Below are 20,999 nucleotides of genomic sequence, written 5' to 3' on the forward strand. Positions count from 1 at the left end.
AATCGAACCAAGGACACGGGGATTTTCAATCCCCTGCTCTACCGACTGAGCTATCCGGGCAACGAGGCGCATTAAACCTTATTCACCTCTCCGCGTCAACGGAATTTATAAAATTTGATGCGAATTGCGCAATATATCATCACCTTGCTGCATTTGCACGCGACTCAGGCGAAAAAGTGGGTCCACAAGATTGAAATCGGCATCGCCAGTATCAGGGCTGGCAGCATATTTACCACGGCAAACATTTTGATACCGCAAATCCGCAATCCGGTTGCCAGTAGCAGCATGCCGCCAACGGCGGTGAAGTCGGCCATCATCATTGGTGTGGTAAGCGGGAGCAAAAGCGACGCGCACATGGCCAATGCAATCTGAATTATCAGCATCGGCAGGGCTATCGCCGAAACGGCTATGCCTAGCGTGCAGGCGAAAATTGTCGCCGTAAAGAAATCGAGAAATGCCTTGGCGATGAGAATCGAGGCGTCGCCGGTCATCCCTTCGCGCATCGCGCCGAAAATCCCCGTCCCGCTGGCGCAGAACAGTACGATAATGGCGACATAGCTCTGAATAAACGTTTCATGGTTGTTATTGCTCTTACTTTTACGCGACAGCAGTTTCTTCAGCTTGCTCACACCGTCATTGATGCCTTTTTCGAGCAGACAGAACTCACCGATAAGCGTTCCCACTAATGTTGCCAGCACCATAACCGGCAGGTTTTCGCACTTCACCACTAACAAAATACCAATACCAAGCGAAGCCAGACCAAAAATTGAGGTCATGGAGCTGCGAATACGTTCCGGTAAACGCTGGCTGAGAAGTGCGCCGAGGATACCGCCTGTTAAGACAGCACCGGCATTAATAAATGGCCCGATAACCACGTTGACTCCTGTAAAATGATCCCTTCAGTAGGGCGCTATTATGACCTGGTTAATCGGTTCAGTGCGCGTTAAATCGACATTCGCGGTGATGGGGTTTTCATCTTGCCCCTGTGGGTGAAAGGTGCCATGATTGCGCGATTTTTCCCCAGCTATGCTATTGCTGTCGAAGCTGGAATTCCGTTGGGCCCCTGATGTTTCGCGGGGCAGGACTGACTGTCTTGTCCTGGTTTTTACTTTTCCGAAATGGGTTGTTGCGCCGATGAAATCACTGCATATCGCCGCCAGCGCGGAGCTGGTCTCTCAACTCTCCACCCACCGTCGCGTGGTGGCGTTGGACAGTACCGACTTCACCGACGTTGCGGCCGTCGTCATTACCGTGGCAGACAGCCGTAGCGGTATTCTGGCGCTCCTTAAGCGCACCGGGTTTAATCTGCCGGTCTTTTTGCTGGCGACGGAGGGGGTAAATGCCCCTGCGGGTGTTGATGCGGTGATCACTGGCAAAGCGCAGGAGTGGCTTGAACTTGAATCTGCTGCCTGTCGCTATGAAGAAAATCTGCTGCCGCCGTTCTTCGATACGCTGAGTCAGTATGTCGAAATGGGCCACAGCACGTTCGCCTGCCCGGGCCATCAGCACGGTGATTTTTTTAAAAAGCATCCGGCTGGCCGCCAGTTCTACGATTTCTTCGGTGAGAACGTCTTTCGCGCGGATATGTGCAACGCCGATGTCAAACTGGGCGATTTGCTGATCCACGAAGGCTCCGCGAAAGATGCGCAGAAATTTGCGGCAAAGGTATTCCACGCGGACAAAACCTACTTTGTGCTTAATGGCACGTCGGCGGCGAACAAAGTCGTCACTAATGCACTGCTCACGCGTGGCGACCTGGTGCTGTTTGACCGTAACAATCACAAGTCCAACCATCATGGCGCGCTGATTCAGGCCGGGGCGACCCCTGTCTATCTGGAAGCTGCACGTAACCCGTTCGGTTTTATCGGTGGGATTGATGAGCATTGCTTTAATGATCGTTATCTGCGTGAGCTCATCCGCGACGTTGCGCCGGAAAAAGCCGAGGACGCGCGCCCGTTCCGCCTGGCGGTGATCCAGCTCGGTACTTACGATGGCACTATCTATAATGCGCGTCAGGTGGTGGATAAAATCGGTCATCTCTGTGACTACATTCTGTTTGATTCTGCGTGGGTCGGCTACGAGCAGTTTATCGATATGATGGCCGACACCTCTCCACTGCTGCTGGAACTTAACGAGAACGATCCGGGGATTTTTGTCACCCAATCGGTACACAAGCAGCAGGCCGGATTCTCCCAAACCTCGCAGATCCACAAAAAAGATAACCATATTCGCGGTCAGGCGCGCTTCTGCCCGCACAAGCGGCTGAACAATGCCTTTATGCTTCACGCCTCTACCAGCCCGTTCTATCCGCTGTTTGCCGCACTGGATATCAACGCCAAAATTCATGAAGGTGAAAGCGGGCGTCGTTTGTGGGCAGAATGCGTTGAGCTGGGGATCGACGCGCGTAAAGCGATCATCGCTAACTGTAAAATGATCCAGCCGTTTGTCCCGCCAGAGGTGGAGGGTCGCCCATGGCAGAGTTATTCGACCCAAACGCTTGCCAGCGATCGCAAATTCTTCAGTTTCGCGCCAGGCGCGCGTTGGCATGGTTTTGAAGGTTACGCGCAGGATCAATACTTTGTTGATCCCTGCAAACTGCTGCTCACCACGCCGGGGATTGACGCCGCAACCGGCGAATATACAGCGTTCGGGATCCCGGCGACGATTCTGGCGCATTACCTGCGCGAGAACGGTGTTGTGCCGGAGAAGTGCGATCTCAACTCCATATTATTCCTTCTGACGCCTGCTGAGAGTCGCGACAAGCTGGCGCAACTGGTGGCAATGCTGGCCCAGTTCGAGCAGCACATCGAAGATGACACGCCGCTGGCAGACGTATTGCCGACGATATTCAACAAGTATCCGGTGCGTTACCGCGATTACACCCTTCGCGAACTGTGCCAGGAGATGCACAACCTTTATGTCAGCTTTGCCGTAAAAGATCTGCAAAAGGCGATGTTCCGCAAAGAGAGCCTGCCGAAGGTGGTGATGAACCCCCAGGATGCCAATCGCGAGTTCATTCGTGGCAACGTGGAGCTGGTTCGCATCAGTGAAGCCGAAGGGCGGATAGCTGCTGAAGGCGCGCTACCATATCCGCCAGGCGTGCTCTGTGTGGTGCCTGGTGAGGTATGGGGTGGTGCGGTTCAACGTTACTTCCTGGCGCTGGAAGAGGGTGTCAACCTGCTGCCGGGCTTCTCACCGGAGTTGCAGGGGGTTTACAGCGAAACCGATGCCGATGGGATCGAGCGGTTGTTTGGGTATATGTTGAAGTAATTTTTTGAGCCCCTCACCCACAGGAAGAGGGAGAAAACCAGAACTGATCTTTCAGTTCTGCACAGTCAGTCCCCTCTCCCTGTGGGAGAGGGTTAGGGTGAGGGCCCCTTCAGGCCGCACTCCTTTTATACATCCTGCGCGGATGCCCAATCTTGCCGTAGCGCATTTCAACGCTCAGAAAGCCGTTATCCACGCCGTGCTCCAGATAACGGCGTGCTGTAGTTTTACTCAACCCGGTTTCGCTCACCACCTCATCCACCGAGAAGCAGTACGCCGGTTGGTCATTAAACAGTTTTTGCACCCGCGCCAGCGTATTCTCTTCAATGCCTTTACTGCCGCCGTCCTGGCGATAATTTTTCGCCTGCAACTGGTAGAGCGAGTCAACGTTCTGCTGGTCAACAATCTTCCACACGCGCTGTTGCTCGTTAAACTGCACAAAGCGCTCCAGCGACTGGCTCAACCGCTTCCATGATACTGGCTTGAGAATATAGTCGAAGGCTCCGTTGCGAATGGCCTGGCTACAGGTGTCCATATCGCTGGCGGCGGTAATGAAAATCACCGAACAGTTAGCCCGCGCCACCAGGGGATTGTTAATAAGCGTGATGCCTTTGCCATCCGGCAAATAGTTATCCAGCAAAACCAGCTGCGGCTGCTTTTCCGCAAGCTGCGTCTGCGCCTCGGCGAGTGACCCGGCGATCCCCACCAGGCGCAATCGCGGGTGCTTGCTAATCAGTTCCGCATGGAGCTGGGCCAGTTCGTTTTCATCTTCAACGATCAGTACATCGATAAGTTCATGTTGCATAGTCAGTCTCTTCCTGCGCTGGCGTGGCGCGTCGTGCCTCTCCCCCTGCGGGGATGAAAAGAGAGAAAATGGCGCCGCGCGGCGTGTTATCCGCCACTTCTATCGCACCGCCTGCCTGAGTAACATAGCTTTCAATCAGGTACAGGCCAATGCCATGGTCGCCGTGAATTTTGGTGGTAATGCCACGTTCAAAAATGCGGTCACGCAGTTCAGGGGCGATGCCGACACCCTGATCCGCCACTTCGATAATCAGCTCATGTTCAGTGAGTTTTATCAGCACTTCAACGGGCGCGTGGGGAAGCGCAGAACGCTGGGTAGCTTCGATCGCGTTGTCCAGCAGGTTGCCGATAATAGAAATGAGCTCCGTTTCGCTAAGCGTAGTGAAAGGTTTATCCATCAGACAGGCAGGATCAAACGCCAGCTCGACGCCTTTCTCACGCGCGCGCGCAGCTTTACCCAGCAGCAGCCCACACAGGGTCGGTGATGCAAAACGTGAGGAGATAAAATCGAGCAGTTCCTGCGCGTGTTCAGACTGCGCCTGGATGTAGCTAACCGCTTCTTCATAGCGCCCCATATGCAGCAGGCCGGATAATGTCGTCATGCGGTTAAGCTGTTCGTGGCGCATGATGCGCAGATTATCGACATAGCGCTTCACCTGGCTAAGCTGCGCGCTCAGCGAATCGATATCGTTACGATCGCGGAAGGTGATCACCCAACCCTGAAGCTCGTTCTCAAGCATGATGCGTACCCGGCTGGCGATAACCATCGACTGATTAAAGTGGCAGATTTCGTCATGTGTATCGCGGGCGAGCATGGTTTCAGGGCTAAAGAAAGGCACAGGTGAGATAACCTCGCTGATGAGCTGCCCGCGCAGATGGCGCGTGGGTTGGCTCAGTGAAAGCAGTTTCCGCGCGGCCTGGTTAATCACCTCGATTCGGCAGTTTTTATCAATGGCGATGACGCCCTCGTAGATGGATTCCATCATCGCCTTTTGCTGACGCACCAGCAGGCCAATTTCGCGCGGCTCCAGCGAGAAAATCTGCTTCTTAATACTGCGGGTGAAGAACCATGAAAAAATAAACAGGGCGATCAGCAGCAAAACGGCGGCCAGCAGAATATTGACGACTTTGTTCACCGTAATCGCATCGAGATAGCTGGTGAGGTATCCCACCGAAACAATCCCCACCACCTGACCGGCGTCATTCAAAATAGGCGCTTTGCTACGCAGTGAAATCCCAAGCCCACCTTTGCGAATGGTGATGGTGCTTTTCCCTGCCAGCACTTCAGTGTTATCGCCGCCCACCAGTTCTTTCCCCACGCGGTCTTCAAATACCGAATGAAACAGATGCATTCCCTTATTATCGCCAATCACAATAAAACTGGCATCGCTGTGCGCGGCCAGTTTCTGCATATACGCTTTAATTGCTGCAATATCTTTATCGGCGACTTCCTGACGGAGGGACGGAATAAGCGCAATCTCCTCTGCTTGTATTCTGGCACGCCCACTCATTTCCTGATAAAGCTGTCTTTCCATATCGACATAATAATAGCCACCCAGTAATGCAAACAGCACCGAGAAAAAAGCAACCAGCGATATAAACAGTTTTATCTGGAATGACAACTTCATGACTATCACGCACGTTAGCAGTTGGAAGGCCTAATGTATCACCTTTTGTGCGGGTAGCTGCTGTTTTTACGGAAAGTTGTGAGCCTTTGCACATCACCTTCAATCTTTGCGAAAAATAATTCATGCAAGAAAGTAATTATTCGAGACTTTATAAAAGAAACCATAAAAACCACGCTAATAAATAAGCGGTGAGTCACATAAAATAAAAGAAACCTTAAAAACCATAGATGCCATTAAAACTCTGGTTTTAATATGCATTCCCTCACATAAAGTATGCCTTCGTAGCCCTAAGCTGAACGTGAAAAATAACCAAGGGGCTTATTATGAGCACAACTGATGATTCTTTCTCTGTACCTCACGACCCAATAGATATGCAGCGCCCGGCGCTGAAAGAGCGCTGGTGGCACATTATGGATACCTGGAAAGTGGGTATTATTCCGCTGCCGCTGTTCTTACTGGCCGGTGTACTGATTGCCATCGATTGTTTAGGCGGCAAGCTGCCGAGCGATATTGTGGTAATGGTCGCCACCCTGGCGTTCTTCGGTTTTGCCTGTGGTGAATTTGGTAAACGCCTGCCGATCGTCGGCAAACTGGGCGCGGCGGCGATTTGCGCCACCTTTATTCCATCCGCGATGGTTTATTACGGGCTGCTGCCGGATGTCGTGGTCGAGTCCACCACTAAATTCTACAAATCGACCAACATTCTTTATCTCTACATTTGCTGCATTATCGTTGGCAGCATCATGAGCATGAACCGCACGGTGCTGATTCAGGGCTTCCTGCGCATCTTCTTCCCGATGCTGTGTGGCGAAATCGTCGGCATGATTGTCGGGATGGGCGTCGGACTGGCGCTGGGGATGGAACCGTTCCAGATCTTCTTCTTTATCATTCTGCCGATTATGGCGGGCGGCGTCGGGGAAGGGGCGATTCCGCTCTCCATCGGTTATGCCACGCTGCTGCATATGGATCAGGGCGTGGCGCTGGGACGCGTGCTGCCGATGGTTATGCTTGGCGGCCTGACGGCGATTATTATCTCCGGTTGCCTCAACCAACTGGGAAAACGCTACCCGCATCTGACCGGCGAAGGCCAGTTGATGCCGAATCACGCTAACGCGGATACCGCCTCTTCCCAGCCTGTTGTGTCTGGCAAAACGGATGTCACGACCATTGCGTCTGGTGCACTGCTGGCGGTGCTGCTCTATATGATTGGTATGCTCGGCCACAAATTGATTGGCCTGCCAGCACCGGTCGGCATGTTGTTTGTCGCGGTACTGGTCAAGCTGTGCAACGGAGCGTCTCCGCGCCTGCTGGAAGGTTCGCAGGTGGTCTATAAATTCTTCCAGACGTCAGTCACTTACCCGATTCTCTTCGCCGTTGGTGTGGCCATTACCCCATGGCAGGAACTGGTGAATGCGTTCACCCTCAGCAACCTGCTGGTGATTGTCAGCACCGTCTCCGCACTGGTCGCCACGGGTTTCTTCGTCGGTAAAAAGATCGGTATGCACCCCATTGATGTCGCCATCGTCTCCTGCTGCCAGAGCGGCCAGGGCGGCACCGGCGATGTGGCGATCCTGACCGCAGGCAACCGCATGAGCCTGATGCCATTCGCCCAGATTGCTACCCGTATTGGCGGCGCGATTAACGTCTCCGTCTCGCTGCTGGTACTCGGCAACTTCCTTGTTTAATTGATGTACGCAGGAACAGAACAATGAAACTCGCAAGCTTTACTTATAAGGGTATTCGCAGCTACGGCATCGTCAATGCCGAAGGTGTGGTGGATTTAGGTCGCCGTCTTGGCGACCGCTACAGTGACCTTAAGGCGCTGTTACAGGGCGATGGTTTAATTCAGGCCCGCCTGTTTGCCAATGAACCGGCCGATCTGAACATGGAGGCCATCACCTTCTTACCGGTGATTGAACATCCGGAAAAGATCCTCTGTGTGGGCATGAATTACGCCGAAAAACGCAAAGAGTTTGACCAGCACAACCCGGCGCCCACGCTGTTTGTGCGCTTCCCCGATTCGCAAACCGGCCACAACTCGCCGGTACTGAAACCACGCAGCTCCAATGAGTTTGATTACGAAGGTGAACTGGCGGTCATCATTGGTAAAGGCGGCGAAAATATTACTCGTGATGAGGCTCTGAACCACGTGGCGGGTTACAGCTGCTATATGGATGGCTCCGCCCGCGACTGGCAGCACACCTGGTTTACCGCCGGGAAAAACTGGCGCCAGACCGGGGCTTTTGGCCCGTGGATGGCGACGGCGGACGAAATTCCTGATCCGCATCAACTGGCTATTCGCACCTGGCTCAATGGCCGCATGGTGCAGGAAGACAACACCAGCAGCATGATCCACAAAGTCGCCGAGTTGATTGAGTACATCAGCACCTTCACCCGTTTAAGCCCGGGCGACGTGATCATTACCGGCTCCCCTGGCGGTGTGGGTAAAAAGCGCAATCCGCCGCTGTTTATGCACGAAGGCGATCGCATTGAAGTCGAGATCGAACATATCGGTCACCTCAGCAATGTGATTATGGAAGCGCCAGCGCAGACGCTGACGGCAGCACACTAACCGGCAGGTGACAGGATGCAGTCGCAACCCGCAATCGACTTCAGGGTGACGGAAGTCGCTAAACACCCGGCACGTCTGATGCAGATCCGCCAGCTTCTGGCGGACAGCGGCCTGGGCATGGATGCCGACATCACGTTGTTTGTTGAAGCCTGGTCCGATTCGCAGCTGGTGGGATGCGCGGGCCTTGCCGCTAACGTTATCAAATGTGTGGCAGTGGATAAGCAACTCCGTGGCGAAAACCTCAGCGCGAAACTGCTGGCGGAAGTGGAAAACCTGGCCGTGGATCGCGGTCACTTTCATCTCTTTCTGTGTACCCGCCCCTGCAATGCAGAGCGCTTTCAGCGCAGCGGCTTCTGGCCGATTGCGCAAAGCGGCAGTAATGCCGTACTGATGGAAAACACGCCGCAGGGGATCGCTCGTTACTGTCGCTCGCTGCACCGTTATCGCCACGAAGGCTCGCGCAAGGGCGCTATCGTCATGAACGCTAACCCGTTCACACTCGGGCATCGTCATCTGGTTGAACTGGCGGCATCGCGCTGCGACTGGCTACATCTCTTTGTGGTGCGAGAAGACGCGTCATTTTTCCCGTTTAGCGCTCGGCTGGCGATGGTGCGCGCAGGCGTGGCCCATCTGCCGAATGTCACGGTGCATGAAGGTTCGCAGTACATCATTTCCCGTGCCACTTTCCCGGCCTACTTTTTGAAAGAGACCGGCAAGGTGCAGCGCGCCTGGAGCGAAATTGATGCGCTGATTTTCCGCGACCACATCGCCCCGGCATTAGGCATTACCCACCGTTTTATCGGCTCTGAACCGTTTTGCGACGTCACGCGGCAGTACAACGAAACGCTGCATCAGTTGCTGGCGGGCCGTATTGAGGTGGTGGAAGTGCCGCGTATCCGGGCAACCGGCAGCGCGATTTCCGCATCCGAAGTGCGCAGATTATTAAAAACAGAACAGTTTTCCCGAATTCGGGAGATCGTACCAGAAACCACTTTCGCCCACCTGGAAGCGCATTATGGCGCGGTGGAAGTGGCGTAAACATTCAGGGAATACATCATGAAAATAGTAAGGGAGGCGCTGGCCGGTACGCAGGAGTCCAGCGACCTGATGGTGAAAATCGCCCCCGCCGACGGCGAGCTGGAGATTATCATCCACAGTGAAGTGATTAAACAGTTTGGCGAGCAGATCCGCCGGGTAGTGGAAGAGACGTTGCAGCGCATGGGCGTGGTGCAGGGGCTCATTATCATCGAAGACAAAGGCGCGCTGGATTGTGTCATTCGCGCCCGTTTACAGAGTGCGCTGCTGCGTGCCGCCGATGAAAAAGCAATCGCCTGGGAGGTTCTCTCATGAACACACTTCGCCGCAGTATGCTGTTTTTACCCGGCGCGAACGCCGCCATGCTCTCTACCGCATTCATCTACCGCCCCGACTCCATCATGTTCGACCTTGAAGACGCCGTGGCGCTGCGTGAGAAAGACACCGCGCGTCTGCTGGTGTTCCATGCTCTGCAACACCCCATGTATCAGGATATCGAAACCGTGGTGCGTATTAACCCGCTGAACACACCGTTTGGTCTGGCGGATCTCGAAGCGGTGGTGCGTGCGGGCGTTGACGTGATTCGCCTGCCAAAAACCGATACCCCGGAAGATATCTTTGAACTCGAAGGCCACCTTGAGCGCATTGAGCGTGAATGCGGGCGTGAAGTGGGCTCCACGGGCGTGATGGCAGCGATTGAATCTGCCGTAGGCGTGATTAATGCCGTGGCGATTGCCCGCAGTTCCCCGCGTCTGATTGGTATCGCCCTGGCGGCGTTTGACTACGTGATGGATATGCAAACCGAGCGCAGCGACGGCACCGAGTTGTTCTACGCGCGTTGCGCTGTCCTGCATGCGGCCCGCGCCGCAGGGATTGATGCGTTCGACGTGGTGTGGTCAGACGTCAATGATGAAGCGGGTTTCCTGCGCGAAGTCGAGTTGATCCGCAAAATGGGCTTCAACGGCAAATCGCTGATTAACCCACGCCAGATTGACCTGCTGCATAACGCCTATGCGCCAACGCAGCAGGAAGTAGACCACGCGCAACGCGTCATTGAAGCGGCAGAAGAGGGCGAGCGTAACGGCCTGGGCGTCGTGTCGCTCAACGGAAAAATGGTTGATGCGCCGATTATTAATCACGCGCAGCGCGTGCTGGAACGCGCCGCCGCATCCGGTGTGCGTCGTTAAGGACAGAACAATGAATCAGACAGAACTTCTTCATGTGAATTTCCCGCATCTGCGGGCGTTAAAACCTTTTGATAACGCACACAGCGCCACACCGTGGCTGGATAATCTGGAATCGAAACACCAACGTAAACTCTGCGACTCGCTGGAACAGGCGATCGAACGTAGTGGCCTGCGTGATGGCATGACCATCTCCTTCCACCATGCGTTTCGCGAAGGTGACCGGGTGATTAACACCGTGGTCGCCCTGCTGGCGAAAATGGGGTTTAAAAATCTGACGCTGGCCTCCAGTTCGCTGATGACCTGTAACGACGCGTTGATTGAGCACATCGAAAGCGGCGTGATTACGCGGATTTATACCTCCGGCATGCGGGGCAAACTGGCAGATGCGATTTCCCACGGTTTGATGGATGAGCCGGTACAAATTCACTCTCACGGGGGCCGCGTAAAACTGTTGCAGGACGGTGAGCTGAACATCGACGTGGCGTTTCTCGGCGTGCCGTGCAGCGATGAATTCGGCAACGCCAACGGCACGCAGGGAAAATCGAGCTGCGGTTCGTTGGGCTATGCGATGGTTGACGCGCAGTTTGCCCGTAAAGTGGTGCTGCTGACCGAAGAACTGGTGCCGTTCCCCAATATGCCGGCGAGCCTGGTGCAGGATCAGGTGGACTTCATCGTGAAGGTGGAAAGCGTCGGTGACCCGGCGAAAATCAGCGTCGGGGCAGCGCGTGTGACCAGCAATCCGCGCGAACTGATGATTGCGCGTTATGCGGCGGATGTGATTGAGCACTCCGGCTACTTTCGTGATGGCTTCTCGATGCAAACCGGTTCCGGCGCGGCGGCGACCGCCTGCACGCGCTTTATGGAAGAGAAAATGGAGCGCAGCGGCGTTAAAGCCAGTTTCGCGCTTGGCGGTATTACCGGCAGTCTGGTCGATCTTCATGAGAAAGGGCTGATTGGCAAACTGCTTGATACCCAGTGCTTCGACGGTCAGGCCGTAGCGTCACTGGCGCGAAATCCGAATCACGTCGAAATCTCCACCAATGTTTACGCCAACCCGGGCAGTAAAGCCGCCTGCTGCGATCAACTGGATGTGGTGATTCTGAGCGCGCTGGAGATTGACGTTGATTTTAACGTCAACGTGATCACCGGCTCAGATGGCGTAATGCGCGGGGCATCCGGCGGGCACTGTGACGTAGCGGCGGCGGCCAACCTCACTATCGTCGTTGCGCCGCTTTTGCGTAGCCGCATCCCAACCGTGGTGAAACGCGTGACGACTCGCTTAACACCCGGCGAAAGTATCGATGTGCTGGTCACCGACCACGGCATCGCGGTGAATCCGGCTCGCCCGGAAATTCGCCAGCGTCTGGTGGCGGCGGGGCTAAAAGTGGTGGATATCGATGACCTTTATCAACGCGCGATTTCCCTGACCGGCAACCCGAAGCCGATTGAATTTACCGACAAAATCGTCGGCGTGATCCGCTATCGCGACGGCAGCGTGATTGACGTCGTCCGCCAGGTGAAGGAGTACGCATAATGGAAACGATGGCGCCCGCGCGTGAGGGCGTCAGTCTCGATGCGCTGTTGGCGGCAAAAGAACGCCGCGCCGCGCGTCAGGCTGACTGGCTGCAACACTATCAACAATCGCTGATTTCGCTGACGCTGGTGACGCCCGGCGCGGTAAAAGACAGCATTCGCTACCGCAACACCATGGGCGTGGCGCTGCAGGCCTGCGACCAGATGCTGTGGGGCAATGGCTGGAAAGTGCTCGACCGCCAGGTGCTGTGGCTGCCCACGGGCCCGGAAGCGCTATGGTGCGTTGCACATCAGGCCCCGGAAATTAAAGCGCACTGTGCGGCGCTGGAACACACCCATCCGCTGGGACGTCTGTGGGATTTAGATGTGATCTGCCCGCAAAATGGCCACGTTGGGCGCTTATCGCTCGGTTCCTCTATGCGCCGTTGCCTGATTTGCGATGAAGCAGCACACGCCTGCGCCCGCTCGCGCGCCCATCCGGTGGAAGAGGTTGTCGCTCGCGTGGAGGGCCTGATTGATGGCTGGTTTGCTCGCGATTAACCCCCGCGCCATTAACGTGGCGTCGCTGGCAGAAGAAGCGCTGTGGCAGGAGCTTGAACTAACGCCAAAGCCGGGCCTGGTAGATAAAAACAATACCGGTTCGCACCGCGACATGAACCACGCGTTGTTTGTGCGCAGTATTCAGGCCATCTCGCCGTGGTTTGCTCGCTTTGAAGCTGCGGGGCGTGAGTTTGCGCCGCGTACCGATCGTGAGCAGCTCGCCTTACTGCGCCCCATCGGCATCGCCTGCGAACAGGCCATGCTGCGCGTAACTCACGGGGTGAACACACATAAAGGCGGTATTTTTGCGTTAGGGCTGCTGTGCTTTGCCGCCGGACGGCTGGCGGAAAAAGGGATGCAGATGAATGCATTATCGCTTTCTACGCAGGTAAGCGAAATATGCCAGGGAATGGTTCAACGGGAATTAGCCAGCCGCCAGAGTAGAGCGACAGCAGGTGAAAAACAGTTCCATCAGTTCGGCCTGACCGGCGCACGCGGCGAGGCCGAAAGCGGGTTTGCGACGGTGATGCGTCATGTGTTGCCTCACTGGAATCCACGATCAATGCACGAAATGCTGCTGCGTTTGATGGCGGTGAATCCCGACAGTAATCTGGTTTCCCGAGGCGGTATGGCTGGCATGCGCTACGTACAAAACCATGCGCAACAGCTGTTAGCGCGAGGCTGGCAGCACGATGACCTGATCGATATGGATAACCAATTGATTGCGCGAAATTTAAGCCCGGGCGGGAGCGCAGATTTGTTATCGGTGGCGTGGGTGCTGGGCGAGTGTACACATTAGCCCCTTCCGCTAACAGGAAGGGGCTAATGTCGGCTGATGCTACCTGCGTCGATAACTCTTCTGCGCCGTGTTCACCTTGTAAAGATAACGACGAGATTCCGCCGATGGGTGACGGGTGGTCAGGGTGGTATACACATCGCCCGGTGCCATGCTGTTAATGATTTGCGCGGCCTGAACTTTATCGTTCGAGAAGACGCGCAGCACGCTACCCGCACCGCCGTTGTAGGCGGTAATTACCGCATAACGCCGCGATGTTGGGTTATCGATACCGGCGAGATACACATTACCCAGCATCGCCAGATACGCCGTACCCGTATCAATGTTGCTGGCAGGATCAAACAGGAAACTGCGGCTCGGCGTGCCTGATTTTCCCTGTGAACGGAAAACATCTTTCCCGGCGCTGTGCTGCACAACCTGCATCAAACCCAACGCATCGGAACGGCTGACGGCGTACGGGTTGAAAGAGGATTCGGTCTGCATAATCGCCAGGATAAGCGACTCATCGACGCCATATTTACGCGACGCCTGGCGCACCATATTGATGTACTTATGTGCACGCTTGTCGAGGTGGTTCGGCACCAGATTGATAGTAATGCTGTAGATCATCCGAATGCCGTTGCTGCGGCTTTTCATCCGCGTTTGCAGCAGATAATCGGCAAAGCGCGCTGCACGCCACTCCCAACGAATCGCCTCACCGGTGTTATCCACGACCTGTCCATAAAGGAACGGTTCTTTGGAGATCTGGATATCGTTGGCGTCGGAGTAGAGGTCGATTGAACCGGGATCGTCGCCCATCAGTAGCGTCTGGATAATCGCCTGGCGCAGGTGAGCCGCCGGTTCGGTGCCGGAGATGGTCTCGACGGTAATGGTACCTTCGTCGAAGTTGATGTGGCTACGGGTCTGGTAGCCGTCGGTGTATTTAACGTAGTCCTTTGGGCCTGCGATAAGAACTTCGTTAAATCCCCAAATGTTTTCAATGTTATGGGCAAACTGCCCCATCAGAATATCAAAACCGTTGGTGTCCTTAACCCAGGCTTCATTATAGGTATCACCTTTTTTTGAGCCTGAGCAGGAGATAAGCAACGGCGCAATCAGAGCCAGTGCAAATAATTTTTTCATCATTCCGGGAGCGCGTGTTGTGTTGGGCTAAAGGGCCTGAGGCCCTTACTGTTTTTCTGGCGGAGTGTAGCCTTCGATGTGCACATCTTTACCTTCAAACAGGAAATTGACCATTTCCTCTTCCAGAAGTTTGCGATGCTCCGGGTTCATCATGTTCAGTTTTTTCTCGTTGATGAGCATGGTTTGCTTGTGCTGCCACTGCTTCCACGCCTCTTTCGAGATCTCGTTATAAATACGCTTGCCCAGCTCGCCTGGGTAGAGCTGAAAATCCTGACCTTCAGCGTCGCGCTGCAGGAAAGTACAAAAAATCGTTCTGCTCATGATAAATCCTCTTTGTTCGCGGACGCTTACACGAATGCGCCCGCGCGTAACTGCTGCAACAACCGCTCCACGGGAGCCGCCAGTCCAACGGACGGTGGCTGGGCTAAGTTATACCAGAGAGCGCTGCCTTCATCCATGCAAGAGGTGAATGAGGACACGGGAAGCCACATTGGCACAATATCCAGATGGAAATGGCTGAATGTGTGGCGAAATGCGGTTAGCTGCGTGAGATGCTCTGTGTTTATCTGACGCGCTGCCAGCCACTCGCGAAGCGCAGCTTCATCTTCAAACTGTGGAAAACAGTACAGCCCGCCCCACAATCCGCTCGGCGGACGCTGCGCCAGCATAACCTCGTCACCCTGTTGCATCATCAGAAAATAACCGGTGCGTTCAGGTAAAGTCTGCTTCGGTTTTTTACCAGGATATTGCGCCCAGCTATGGTTCGCGTACGCCACACACCCGGTGTTGAGCGGGCAAAGCTCGCACTTCGGTTTCGAGCGCGTACAGACCATCGCGCCTAAATCCATCATCGCCTGGTTAAAGCGCGCCACGCCATTCGCGGGCGTCACTTGCTCGCTGAGCTCCCACAGTTTTTTCTCAACCTCTTTCTTGCCGGGCCAGCCGCTTACAGCATAGCAGCGCGCCAGCACGCGTTTGACGTTTCCATCAAGAATAGGAAAATGCTGCCCTAACGACAGAGAGAGAATCGCCCCTGCGGTTGACCGTCCGACGCCAGGCAGCGCGGCAACCTCTTCAAAGTTTTCCGGGAAGCGCCCGTGGTGCAACGTTGCCACCTGCTGCGCGGCTTTATGCAGATTACGCGCGCGGGCGTAATAGCCGAGGCCAGTCCACAGATGCAGCACTTCATCCAGTGGCGCATTAGCCAGGTCGGTAATCGTGGGAAAACGCGCCATAAAGCGCTCAAAGTAGGGAATGACGGTGGCGACCTGAGTCTGTTGCAACATCACCTCAGAGAGCCATACTTTGTAGGGCGTCTTGTTAAGTTGCCAGGGCAGGGTTTTACGCCCGTATTTGTCGTACCACTCCAGCACCTGGGCCGAAAATTGAGACGCTTGTAGGGTCAAAGCAGGGTTTCCGATATCGCACTATTTGGGTGGCAGATTGCAGCACAGCGGCACTATGGTGTAAACAGGAACTTTCCGGTGCTTGCATCCGACAACTATCTTTGGATAATGCCCGTTTCCCGAACACTCTCACAAGCAGACAATACTTTTATGAAGAACGACGTCATTTCACCGGAATTTGATGAAAACGGCCGCCCGCTGCGCCGAATTCGCAGCTTTGTGCGTCGCCAGGGGCGACTGACCAAAGGGCAGGAACACGCATTAGAAAACTACTGGCCGGTGATGGGCGTTGAATTCAGCGAAGAACCTGTCGATTTTGCCGCGCTGTTTGGTCGTGAAGCGCCGACTACCCTGGAAATCGGATTTGGCATGGGGGCATCGTTGGTGGCGATGGCGAAAGCGAATCCGCATCAAAACTTCCTCGGCATTGAAGTTCACTCGCCGGGCGTCGGCGCCTGCCTGGCGACCGCGCATGAAGAGGGCATAGAAAACCTGCGTGTGATGTGCCACGACGCGGTGGAAGTGCTGCACAAAATGATCCCTGACAATTCTTTAACCATGGTACAGCTCTTTTTCCCTGACCCGTGGCATAAAGCGCGTCATAATAAACGCCGTATCGTTCAGGTACCGTTTGCTGAACTGGTGAAGAGCAAGCTCAAACTGGGCGGTGTTTTCCATATGGCGACCGACTGGGAAGCCTACGCGGAACATATGCTGGAAGTGATGTCTTCCATTGAAGGGTATAAAAACCGTTCAGAGACAAACGACTATGTACCGCGCCCGGAATCACGTCCGGTAACCAAATTTGAACAACGTGGCCATCGTCTTGGTCACGGCGTATGGGACTTAATGTTCGAGAGGGTGAAATAATGGCAAAGAATCGTAGCCGTCGTTTGCGCAAAAAAATGCACATCGATGAGTTTCAGGAAATTGGCTTCTCTGTAGCCTGGCGTTTCCCGGAAGGCACCAGCGAAGAGCAGATCGACCAGACGGTTGATAAGTTCATTGAAGAAGTGATTGAGCCGAACAAGCTGGCGTTTGACGGCAGCGGCTATCTGGCCTGGGAAGGTCTGATTTGCACCCAGGAAATCGGCAAATGCACCGAGGACCATCAGGCTCAGGTGCGTAAATGGCTGGAAGACCACAAATTCGAAGAAGTGCGCACCAGCGAACTTTTCGACGTTTGGTGGGACTAAATTAGCATCGGGGCCAGCACACGCTGGCCCGTTTTCTATCGAGGGATTTGTATGATGCGTCAAACGCTGCTGGCGGCGGCACTTTCGTTAACGGCATTATCCGCTCACGCGGATTACCAGTGCAGCGTCACCCCGCGTGATGATGTGATCCTGAGCCCGCAAACGGTGCAGGTCAAAGGCGAGAATGGCAATCTGGTCATCACCCCCGACGGCGGTGTGACCTTTAACGGTAAACAATACGCCCTGAACGCGGCACAGCGCGAACAGGCAAAAGATTATCAAACCGAACTGCGCAGCGCACTGCCGTGGATCGACGAAGGCGCGAGAACACGCGTTGAAAAAGGCCGCGTTGCACTGGACAAAATCATCGCCAAAGAAGTGGGCGAGAGCAGTAACATGCGCAGCCGTCTGACCAAGCTGGATGCTCAGCTCAAAGCGCAGATGAACCGTATTATCGAGCATCGCACCGATGGTCTGACGTTCCACTATAAAGCGATTGATGAAGTGCGTGCTGATGGCCAGAACCTGGTGAACCAGGCGATGGGCGGCATTCTGCAGGACAGCATCAACGAAATGGGCGCGAAAGCGGTGCTTAAAGGCGGCGGTAACCCGTTGCAGGGTGTGCTGGGTAGCCTGGGTGGTCTGCAAACCTCTATTCAGAACGAATGGAAAAACCAGGAAGCCGATTTTAAAGCGTTCGGCAAAGATGTCTGCGGGCGCGTGATTGCGCTTGAGGACAGCCGTAAGGCGCTGGTGGGGACGCTGAAGTAGAGCGCGCTGACCCCTCACCCTAACCCTCTCCCACAGGGAGAGGGGACCGATAGTGCAAATACGTCGTGTTGTCACCGACCTTCTCCCTCTCCCTGTGGGAGCGTTCCGGGATGAGGGGAAGCAACAGCACACTTGTTTGAGCTCAGCGCCGACCTTCTCCCTCTCCCTGTGGGAGAGGGGCGGGGTGAGGGGAAGCAACAGCACACTTGTTTGAGCTCAGCGCCGACCTTCTCCCTCTCCCTGTGGGAGAGGGCCGGGGTGAGGGGAAGCAACAGCACAATTGTTTGAGTTCAGCACCGACCTTCTCCCTCTCCCTGTGGGAGAGGGCGGGGTGAGGGGAAGCAACAGCACAATTGTTTGAGCTCAGCACCGATTTTCTCCCTCTCCCTGTGGGAGAGGGCCGGGGTGAGGGGCGCGGGTTTGCAGATGTCTTAAAATGGTCAGCAAAACGCCCTCTTCATTATTTCTGAAGTCATTGTTCCAGAAACGTAAAACTAACCACCCCTGCCGTTCTAAGAAACCAGTGCGCGTCTCGTCATATCTCACACATTCAGCATGCTGCCCTCCGTCCAGTTCGATAATCAGTGCCGCTTTGTAGCAGGCAAAATCAACAATGTAATTCCCAATTGGCATTTGCCGACGAAACTTAAAACCATGAAACCGTCGCCCCCTCAACAAATACCACAGCCGCAGCTCTTCTCTCGTTTGCTGGCCACGTAACGTTTTTGCATATTCCCGTCGTTTCTCCATGCCCTCATCTTGCCACCGCGCTCAACCACCGTCAGATCTCATCATCAAAACTGGAACCGGTCTTCCAGAGTACTTTCGGATTCTGTTTATCCTTCCTCCGTGGGGGAGTTTCGTATGATGATGTCCTTACTCACTAAAAGGATTTAGCCAATGAAACGAGCCTGGAAAACGGCGGCGTTGCTGCTGTGGTGTTTTTCACTTCACGCGCTGGCGGTCGATAACACGCCGACAGATGACGTTATCAAACAACAGTTCGCCAAAGAGTCCGGGGGGATAGTGCGCCTGGATACATTCACCCTGCGCCAGCTTGATGCGCTGGGAAATCAGGCGACGTATCAGGTAGAGGGCGAAATGTCCTCCACTGACGATCTGTACTCTATTGTTGGGGGTGCGGGTGATTATCTCTTTTACGAAAGGATGTGGACAAAAGGGCAGCCCGTTAAATTTTCAGCCATGATGCAGGCCGTGGGAACGAAAGACTCCGGCTGGAAAACGACCTTCTTTTCTATGCAAACCGCTGCGAAAAATGTCGGCAGGCCATTTGAAGCGGGAGAAGATCGCAGCAAAATGCTGGTGGTTAACGACGCTCACTTCATGACCGAGCTTGGCAAGGTGGAAGCCGACTTTGCACGGAGGAAAGCGACGGCAGATAAAGACCTTGCTCAGCAAAAGGTGCTGAAGCAGAAAATTGCTGCTCTCGATGAGAAAATCAGCCTCTCGTGGGGAAAAGATGCCAACGGTAAACCGCGCGATCGCAGCGCGGTACAGCAAGAAAAACTGGAAAAAATGTACGCCGTGGATCGTGAAAACGATCCGCTAAAATTCGAAAATCACTACCTCGAAACTGTCTACGAGCCCGCGCTCGCGGCATGCCAGCAAAAACTCTCCTGTGATGCAACGCCGCTGTACGACGCTCGCGACAAAGCTTTTGCCGAGCATCGCAACGCGTACTATACAAAACATACGCAAATGGCCGGCAAAATTCGTGAGGAAATGGCCGCGCTGGATAATAACGTCGCGCCGTTGCGTAAAGAGCAGGGGGAGCTGCGCAAGCAACTGGTTGCGCTGGAGGTCAGTACCCGCGAATTCACTCGTGATTATAAGTGGTGGCGAGAAGCGCTTGAGAAAATGAAAAAAGAGGGCGTTATCCAGTAAACAAAATATAGGGGGCAAAATAGCGCCCCTCCATCAACGGCACGCACCAGTGCCGTTTTGATAGCAATGTCTAAAATACACAATCTTATTAAGATATTTATCTGGTTAATGGAATGGGGTCACATTATTCATCTTCTGCATTGGGATAATGCGACAAATTCACGTAACTGGAGAAATAACATGGAGTTTTTCAGGAAAACGGCACTGGCTGCACTGGTTATGGGGTGCAGCAGTACTGCGTTAGCGCTACCCAATGTGACGATACTGGCGACCGGAGGAACCATTGCGGGTGGCGGTGATTCAGCGACAAAATCCAATTACACCGCAGGTAAAGTGGGCGTGGAGAACCTCGTGAATGCGGTACCTCAATTAAAAGATATTGCCGTCGTTAAAGGGGAGCAGGTGGTTAATATCGGCTCTCAGGATATGAATGATGACGTCTGGCTGACGCTGGCGAAAAAGATTAATCATGATTGTGCGGCTACCGATGGATTCGTGATCACGCATGGCACGGATACGATGGAAGAGACAGCTTATTTTCTCGATCTCACCGTCAAATGCGATAAGCCTGTCGTACTGGTCGGCGCGATGCGCCCATCAACCTCGATGAGTGCGGACGGCCCGTTTAACCTCTACAACGCGGTGGTAACGGCGGTTGACCCGCAATCTGCAAAACGCGGCGTGCTGGTCGTAATGAACGATACAGTTATGGACGGGCGCGATGTAACCAAAACAAATACCACCGATGTCGCGACGTTCCGCTCAGTGAATTTCGGGCCGTTGGGGTATATCCATAATGGAAAAGTTGATTATCAACGCACGCCGGCACGTAAGCATACTGCCGCCACGCCTTTTGATGTTTCTAACCTGAGTGAATTGCCGAAAGTGGGTATTGTTTATAACTACGCCAATGCTTCCGATCTTCCGGCAAAAGCGTTGATTGAGGCGGGATATCAGGGCATCGTGAGCGCGGGTGTGGGTAACGGCAATCTTTATAAAACGATCTTCGATACGCTGGCAACCGCGGCACATCAGGGCGTTGCTGTGGTTCGATCATCCCGCGTTCCGACAGGCGCGACAACGGAAGATGCGGAAATTGATGACGCGAAATATGGCTTTGTCGCTTCGGGAACGCTGAATCCGCAAAAATCGCGTGTCCTGCTGCAGCTTGCGTTAACGCAAACCAAAGATCCAAAACAAATTCAGCAGATGTTTAATCAATATTAACGGAAATGAC

General features: G+C 54.4%; 21 protein-coding genes. 14 read left to right on the top strand and 7 right to left on the bottom strand.

Translation table 11 applies throughout. From position 1 onward, the window contains the following. Window positions 1-164 precede the first annotated feature (164 nt). Window positions 165-875 carry a DUF554 domain-containing protein gene (locus DBY68_RS09080; RefSeq protein ID WP_108475786.1) on the bottom strand — a complete coding sequence of 237 codons (711 nt, stop codon included), beginning with the start codon at window positions 873-875 and terminating at the stop codon, window positions 165-167. Window positions 876-1,134: 259 nt separating this feature from the next. Here DBY68_RS09080 and DBY68_RS09085 point away from each other — a divergent pair, with 259 nt between their 5' ends. Beyond that, a complete protein-coding gene (locus DBY68_RS09085) occupies window positions 1,135-3,270 on the top strand; it encodes an ornithine decarboxylase (RefSeq protein WP_108475787.1) in 2,136 nt (711 codons plus the stop codon). A gap of 109 nt (window positions 3,271-3,379) precedes the next feature. Here the strand turns inward: DBY68_RS09085 and DBY68_RS09090 are convergent, their stop codons facing one another. After that, complete coding sequence (locus DBY68_RS09090) at window positions 3,380-4,072, bottom strand: response regulator (protein WP_108475788.1); 693 nt, start codon at window positions 4,070-4,072, stop codon at window positions 3,380-3,382. After that, the gene (locus DBY68_RS09095) at window positions 4,062-5,699 is read right to left on the bottom strand and encodes a sensor histidine kinase (RefSeq protein ID WP_108475789.1); all 1,638 of its coding nucleotides are present in this window, start codon (window positions 5,697-5,699) and stop codon (window positions 4,062-4,064) included. The genes DBY68_RS09090 and DBY68_RS09095 overlap by 11 nt, the downstream gene beginning before the upstream one ends. A 323-nt stretch (window positions 5,700-6,022) precedes the next feature. Here DBY68_RS09095 and DBY68_RS09100 point away from each other — a divergent pair, with 323 nt between their 5' ends. Genes DBY68_RS09100 through citG form a run of 8 tightly spaced genes read left to right on the top strand, consistent with a single transcriptional unit; the run spans window position 6,023 to window position 13,365 of the window. Next, window positions 6,023-7,384, top strand: a complete 1,362-nt coding sequence (locus DBY68_RS09100) for a 2-hydroxycarboxylate transporter family protein (protein ID WP_108475790.1) — start codon at window positions 6,023-6,025, stop codon at window positions 7,382-7,384. 23 nt (window positions 7,385-7,407) lie between these two features. After that, window positions 7,408-8,271 (top strand): fumarylacetoacetate hydrolase family protein, encoded by an 864-nt coding sequence (locus DBY68_RS09105; RefSeq protein ID WP_108475791.1) that lies wholly within the window; start codon window positions 7,408-7,410, stop codon window positions 8,269-8,271. A gap of 15 nt (window positions 8,272-8,286) precedes the next feature. Next, on the top strand, window positions 8,287-9,309 hold the full coding sequence (gene citC / locus DBY68_RS09110) for a [citrate (pro-3S)-lyase] ligase (RefSeq protein WP_108475792.1): 1,023 nt from the start codon (window positions 8,287-8,289) through the stop codon (window positions 9,307-9,309). 18 nt (window positions 9,310-9,327) lie between these two features. Next, on the top strand, window positions 9,328-9,621 hold the full coding sequence (gene citD / locus DBY68_RS09115) for a citrate lyase acyl carrier protein (protein WP_108475793.1): 294 nt from the start codon (window positions 9,328-9,330) through the stop codon (window positions 9,619-9,621). Continuing rightward, window positions 9,618-10,493, top strand: coding sequence for a citrate (pro-3S)-lyase subunit beta (gene citE / locus DBY68_RS09120; protein WP_108475794.1), 876 nt, complete (start codon window positions 9,618-9,620; stop codon window positions 10,491-10,493). The genes citD and citE overlap by 4 nt, the downstream gene beginning before the upstream one ends. Before the next feature lie 10 nt (window positions 10,494-10,503). Beyond that, window positions 10,504-12,027 carry a citrate lyase subunit alpha gene (gene citF / locus DBY68_RS09125; protein WP_108475795.1) on the top strand — a complete coding sequence of 508 codons (1,524 nt, stop codon included), beginning with the start codon at window positions 10,504-10,506 and terminating at the stop codon, window positions 12,025-12,027. After that, window positions 12,027-12,566 (top strand): citrate lyase holo-[acyl-carrier protein] synthase, encoded by a 540-nt coding sequence (gene citX, locus DBY68_RS09130; protein WP_108475796.1) that lies wholly within the window; start codon window positions 12,027-12,029, stop codon window positions 12,564-12,566. Before citF ends, citX begins: the two co-directional genes overlap by 1 nt. Beyond that, entirely contained in the window at window positions 12,544-13,365 is an 822-nt protein-coding gene (citG, locus tag DBY68_RS09135; protein WP_108475797.1) for a triphosphoribosyl-dephospho-CoA synthase CitG, read from the top strand. Before citX ends, citG begins: the two co-directional genes overlap by 23 nt. 39 nt (window positions 13,366-13,404) lie before the next feature. Here citG and mltC read toward each other — a convergent pair whose 3' ends face one another. The 3 genes from mltC to mutY are packed head-to-tail and all read right to left on the bottom strand — an operon-like array spanning window position 13,405 to window position 15,890. Then, the gene (gene mltC / locus DBY68_RS09140; protein ID WP_108475798.1) at window positions 13,405-14,484 is read right to left on the bottom strand and encodes a membrane-bound lytic murein transglycosylase MltC; all 1,080 of its coding nucleotides are present in this window, start codon (window positions 14,482-14,484) and stop codon (window positions 13,405-13,407) included. 45 nt (window positions 14,485-14,529) lie between these two features. Beyond that, window positions 14,530-14,805, bottom strand: a complete 276-nt coding sequence (locus tag DBY68_RS09145) for an oxidative damage protection protein (RefSeq protein ID WP_108475799.1) — start codon at window positions 14,803-14,805, stop codon at window positions 14,530-14,532. 26 nt (window positions 14,806-14,831) lie between these two features. After that, complete coding sequence (mutY, locus tag DBY68_RS09150) at window positions 14,832-15,890, bottom strand: A/G-specific adenine glycosylase (RefSeq protein ID WP_108475800.1); 1,059 nt, start codon at window positions 15,888-15,890, stop codon at window positions 14,832-14,834. A gap of 150 nt (window positions 15,891-16,040) precedes the next feature. On the opposite strand from mutY, the gene trmB reads away from it, so the two are divergent. Genes trmB through DBY68_RS09165 form a run of 3 tightly spaced genes read left to right on the top strand, consistent with a single transcriptional unit; the run spans window position 16,041 to window position 17,857 of the window. Continuing rightward, on the top strand, window positions 16,041-16,760 hold the full coding sequence (trmB, locus tag DBY68_RS09155) for a tRNA (guanosine(46)-N7)-methyltransferase TrmB (protein ID WP_108475801.1): 720 nt from the start codon (window positions 16,041-16,043) through the stop codon (window positions 16,758-16,760). Continuing rightward, window positions 16,760-17,086 (top strand): YggL family protein, encoded by a 327-nt coding sequence (locus DBY68_RS09160; RefSeq protein WP_015963056.1) that lies wholly within the window; start codon window positions 16,760-16,762, stop codon window positions 17,084-17,086. The genes trmB and DBY68_RS09160 overlap by 1 nt, the downstream gene beginning before the upstream one ends. Before the next feature lie 51 nt (window positions 17,087-17,137). After that, window positions 17,138-17,857 (top strand): DUF2884 domain-containing protein, encoded by a 720-nt coding sequence (locus DBY68_RS09165; protein ID WP_108475802.1) that lies wholly within the window; start codon window positions 17,138-17,140, stop codon window positions 17,855-17,857. Window positions 17,858-18,220: 363 nt separating this feature from the next. Here DBY68_RS09165 and DBY68_RS09170 read toward each other — a convergent pair whose 3' ends face one another. After that, window positions 18,221-18,607, bottom strand: a complete 387-nt coding sequence (locus tag DBY68_RS09170; protein WP_108475803.1) for a DUF559 domain-containing protein — start codon at window positions 18,605-18,607, stop codon at window positions 18,221-18,223. A gap of 150 nt (window positions 18,608-18,757) precedes the next feature. Here DBY68_RS09170 and DBY68_RS09175 point away from each other — a divergent pair, with 150 nt between their 5' ends. After that, window positions 18,758-19,762, top strand: coding sequence for a DUF1202 family protein (locus DBY68_RS09175; protein ID WP_108475804.1), 1,005 nt, complete (start codon window positions 18,758-18,760; stop codon window positions 19,760-19,762). Window positions 19,763-19,942: 180 nt separating this feature from the next. Beyond that, window positions 19,943-20,989, top strand: coding sequence for an L-asparaginase 2 (ansB, locus tag DBY68_RS09180; protein ID WP_108475805.1), 1,047 nt, complete (start codon window positions 19,943-19,945; stop codon window positions 20,987-20,989). Window positions 20,990-20,999: the final 10 nt, after the last annotated feature.

The sequence above is a fragment of the Pseudocitrobacter sp. RIT415 genome, from assembly GCF_003057695.2.
Classification (GTDB): Bacteria; Pseudomonadota; Gammaproteobacteria; order Enterobacterales; family Enterobacteriaceae; genus Pseudocitrobacter; species Pseudocitrobacter faecalis.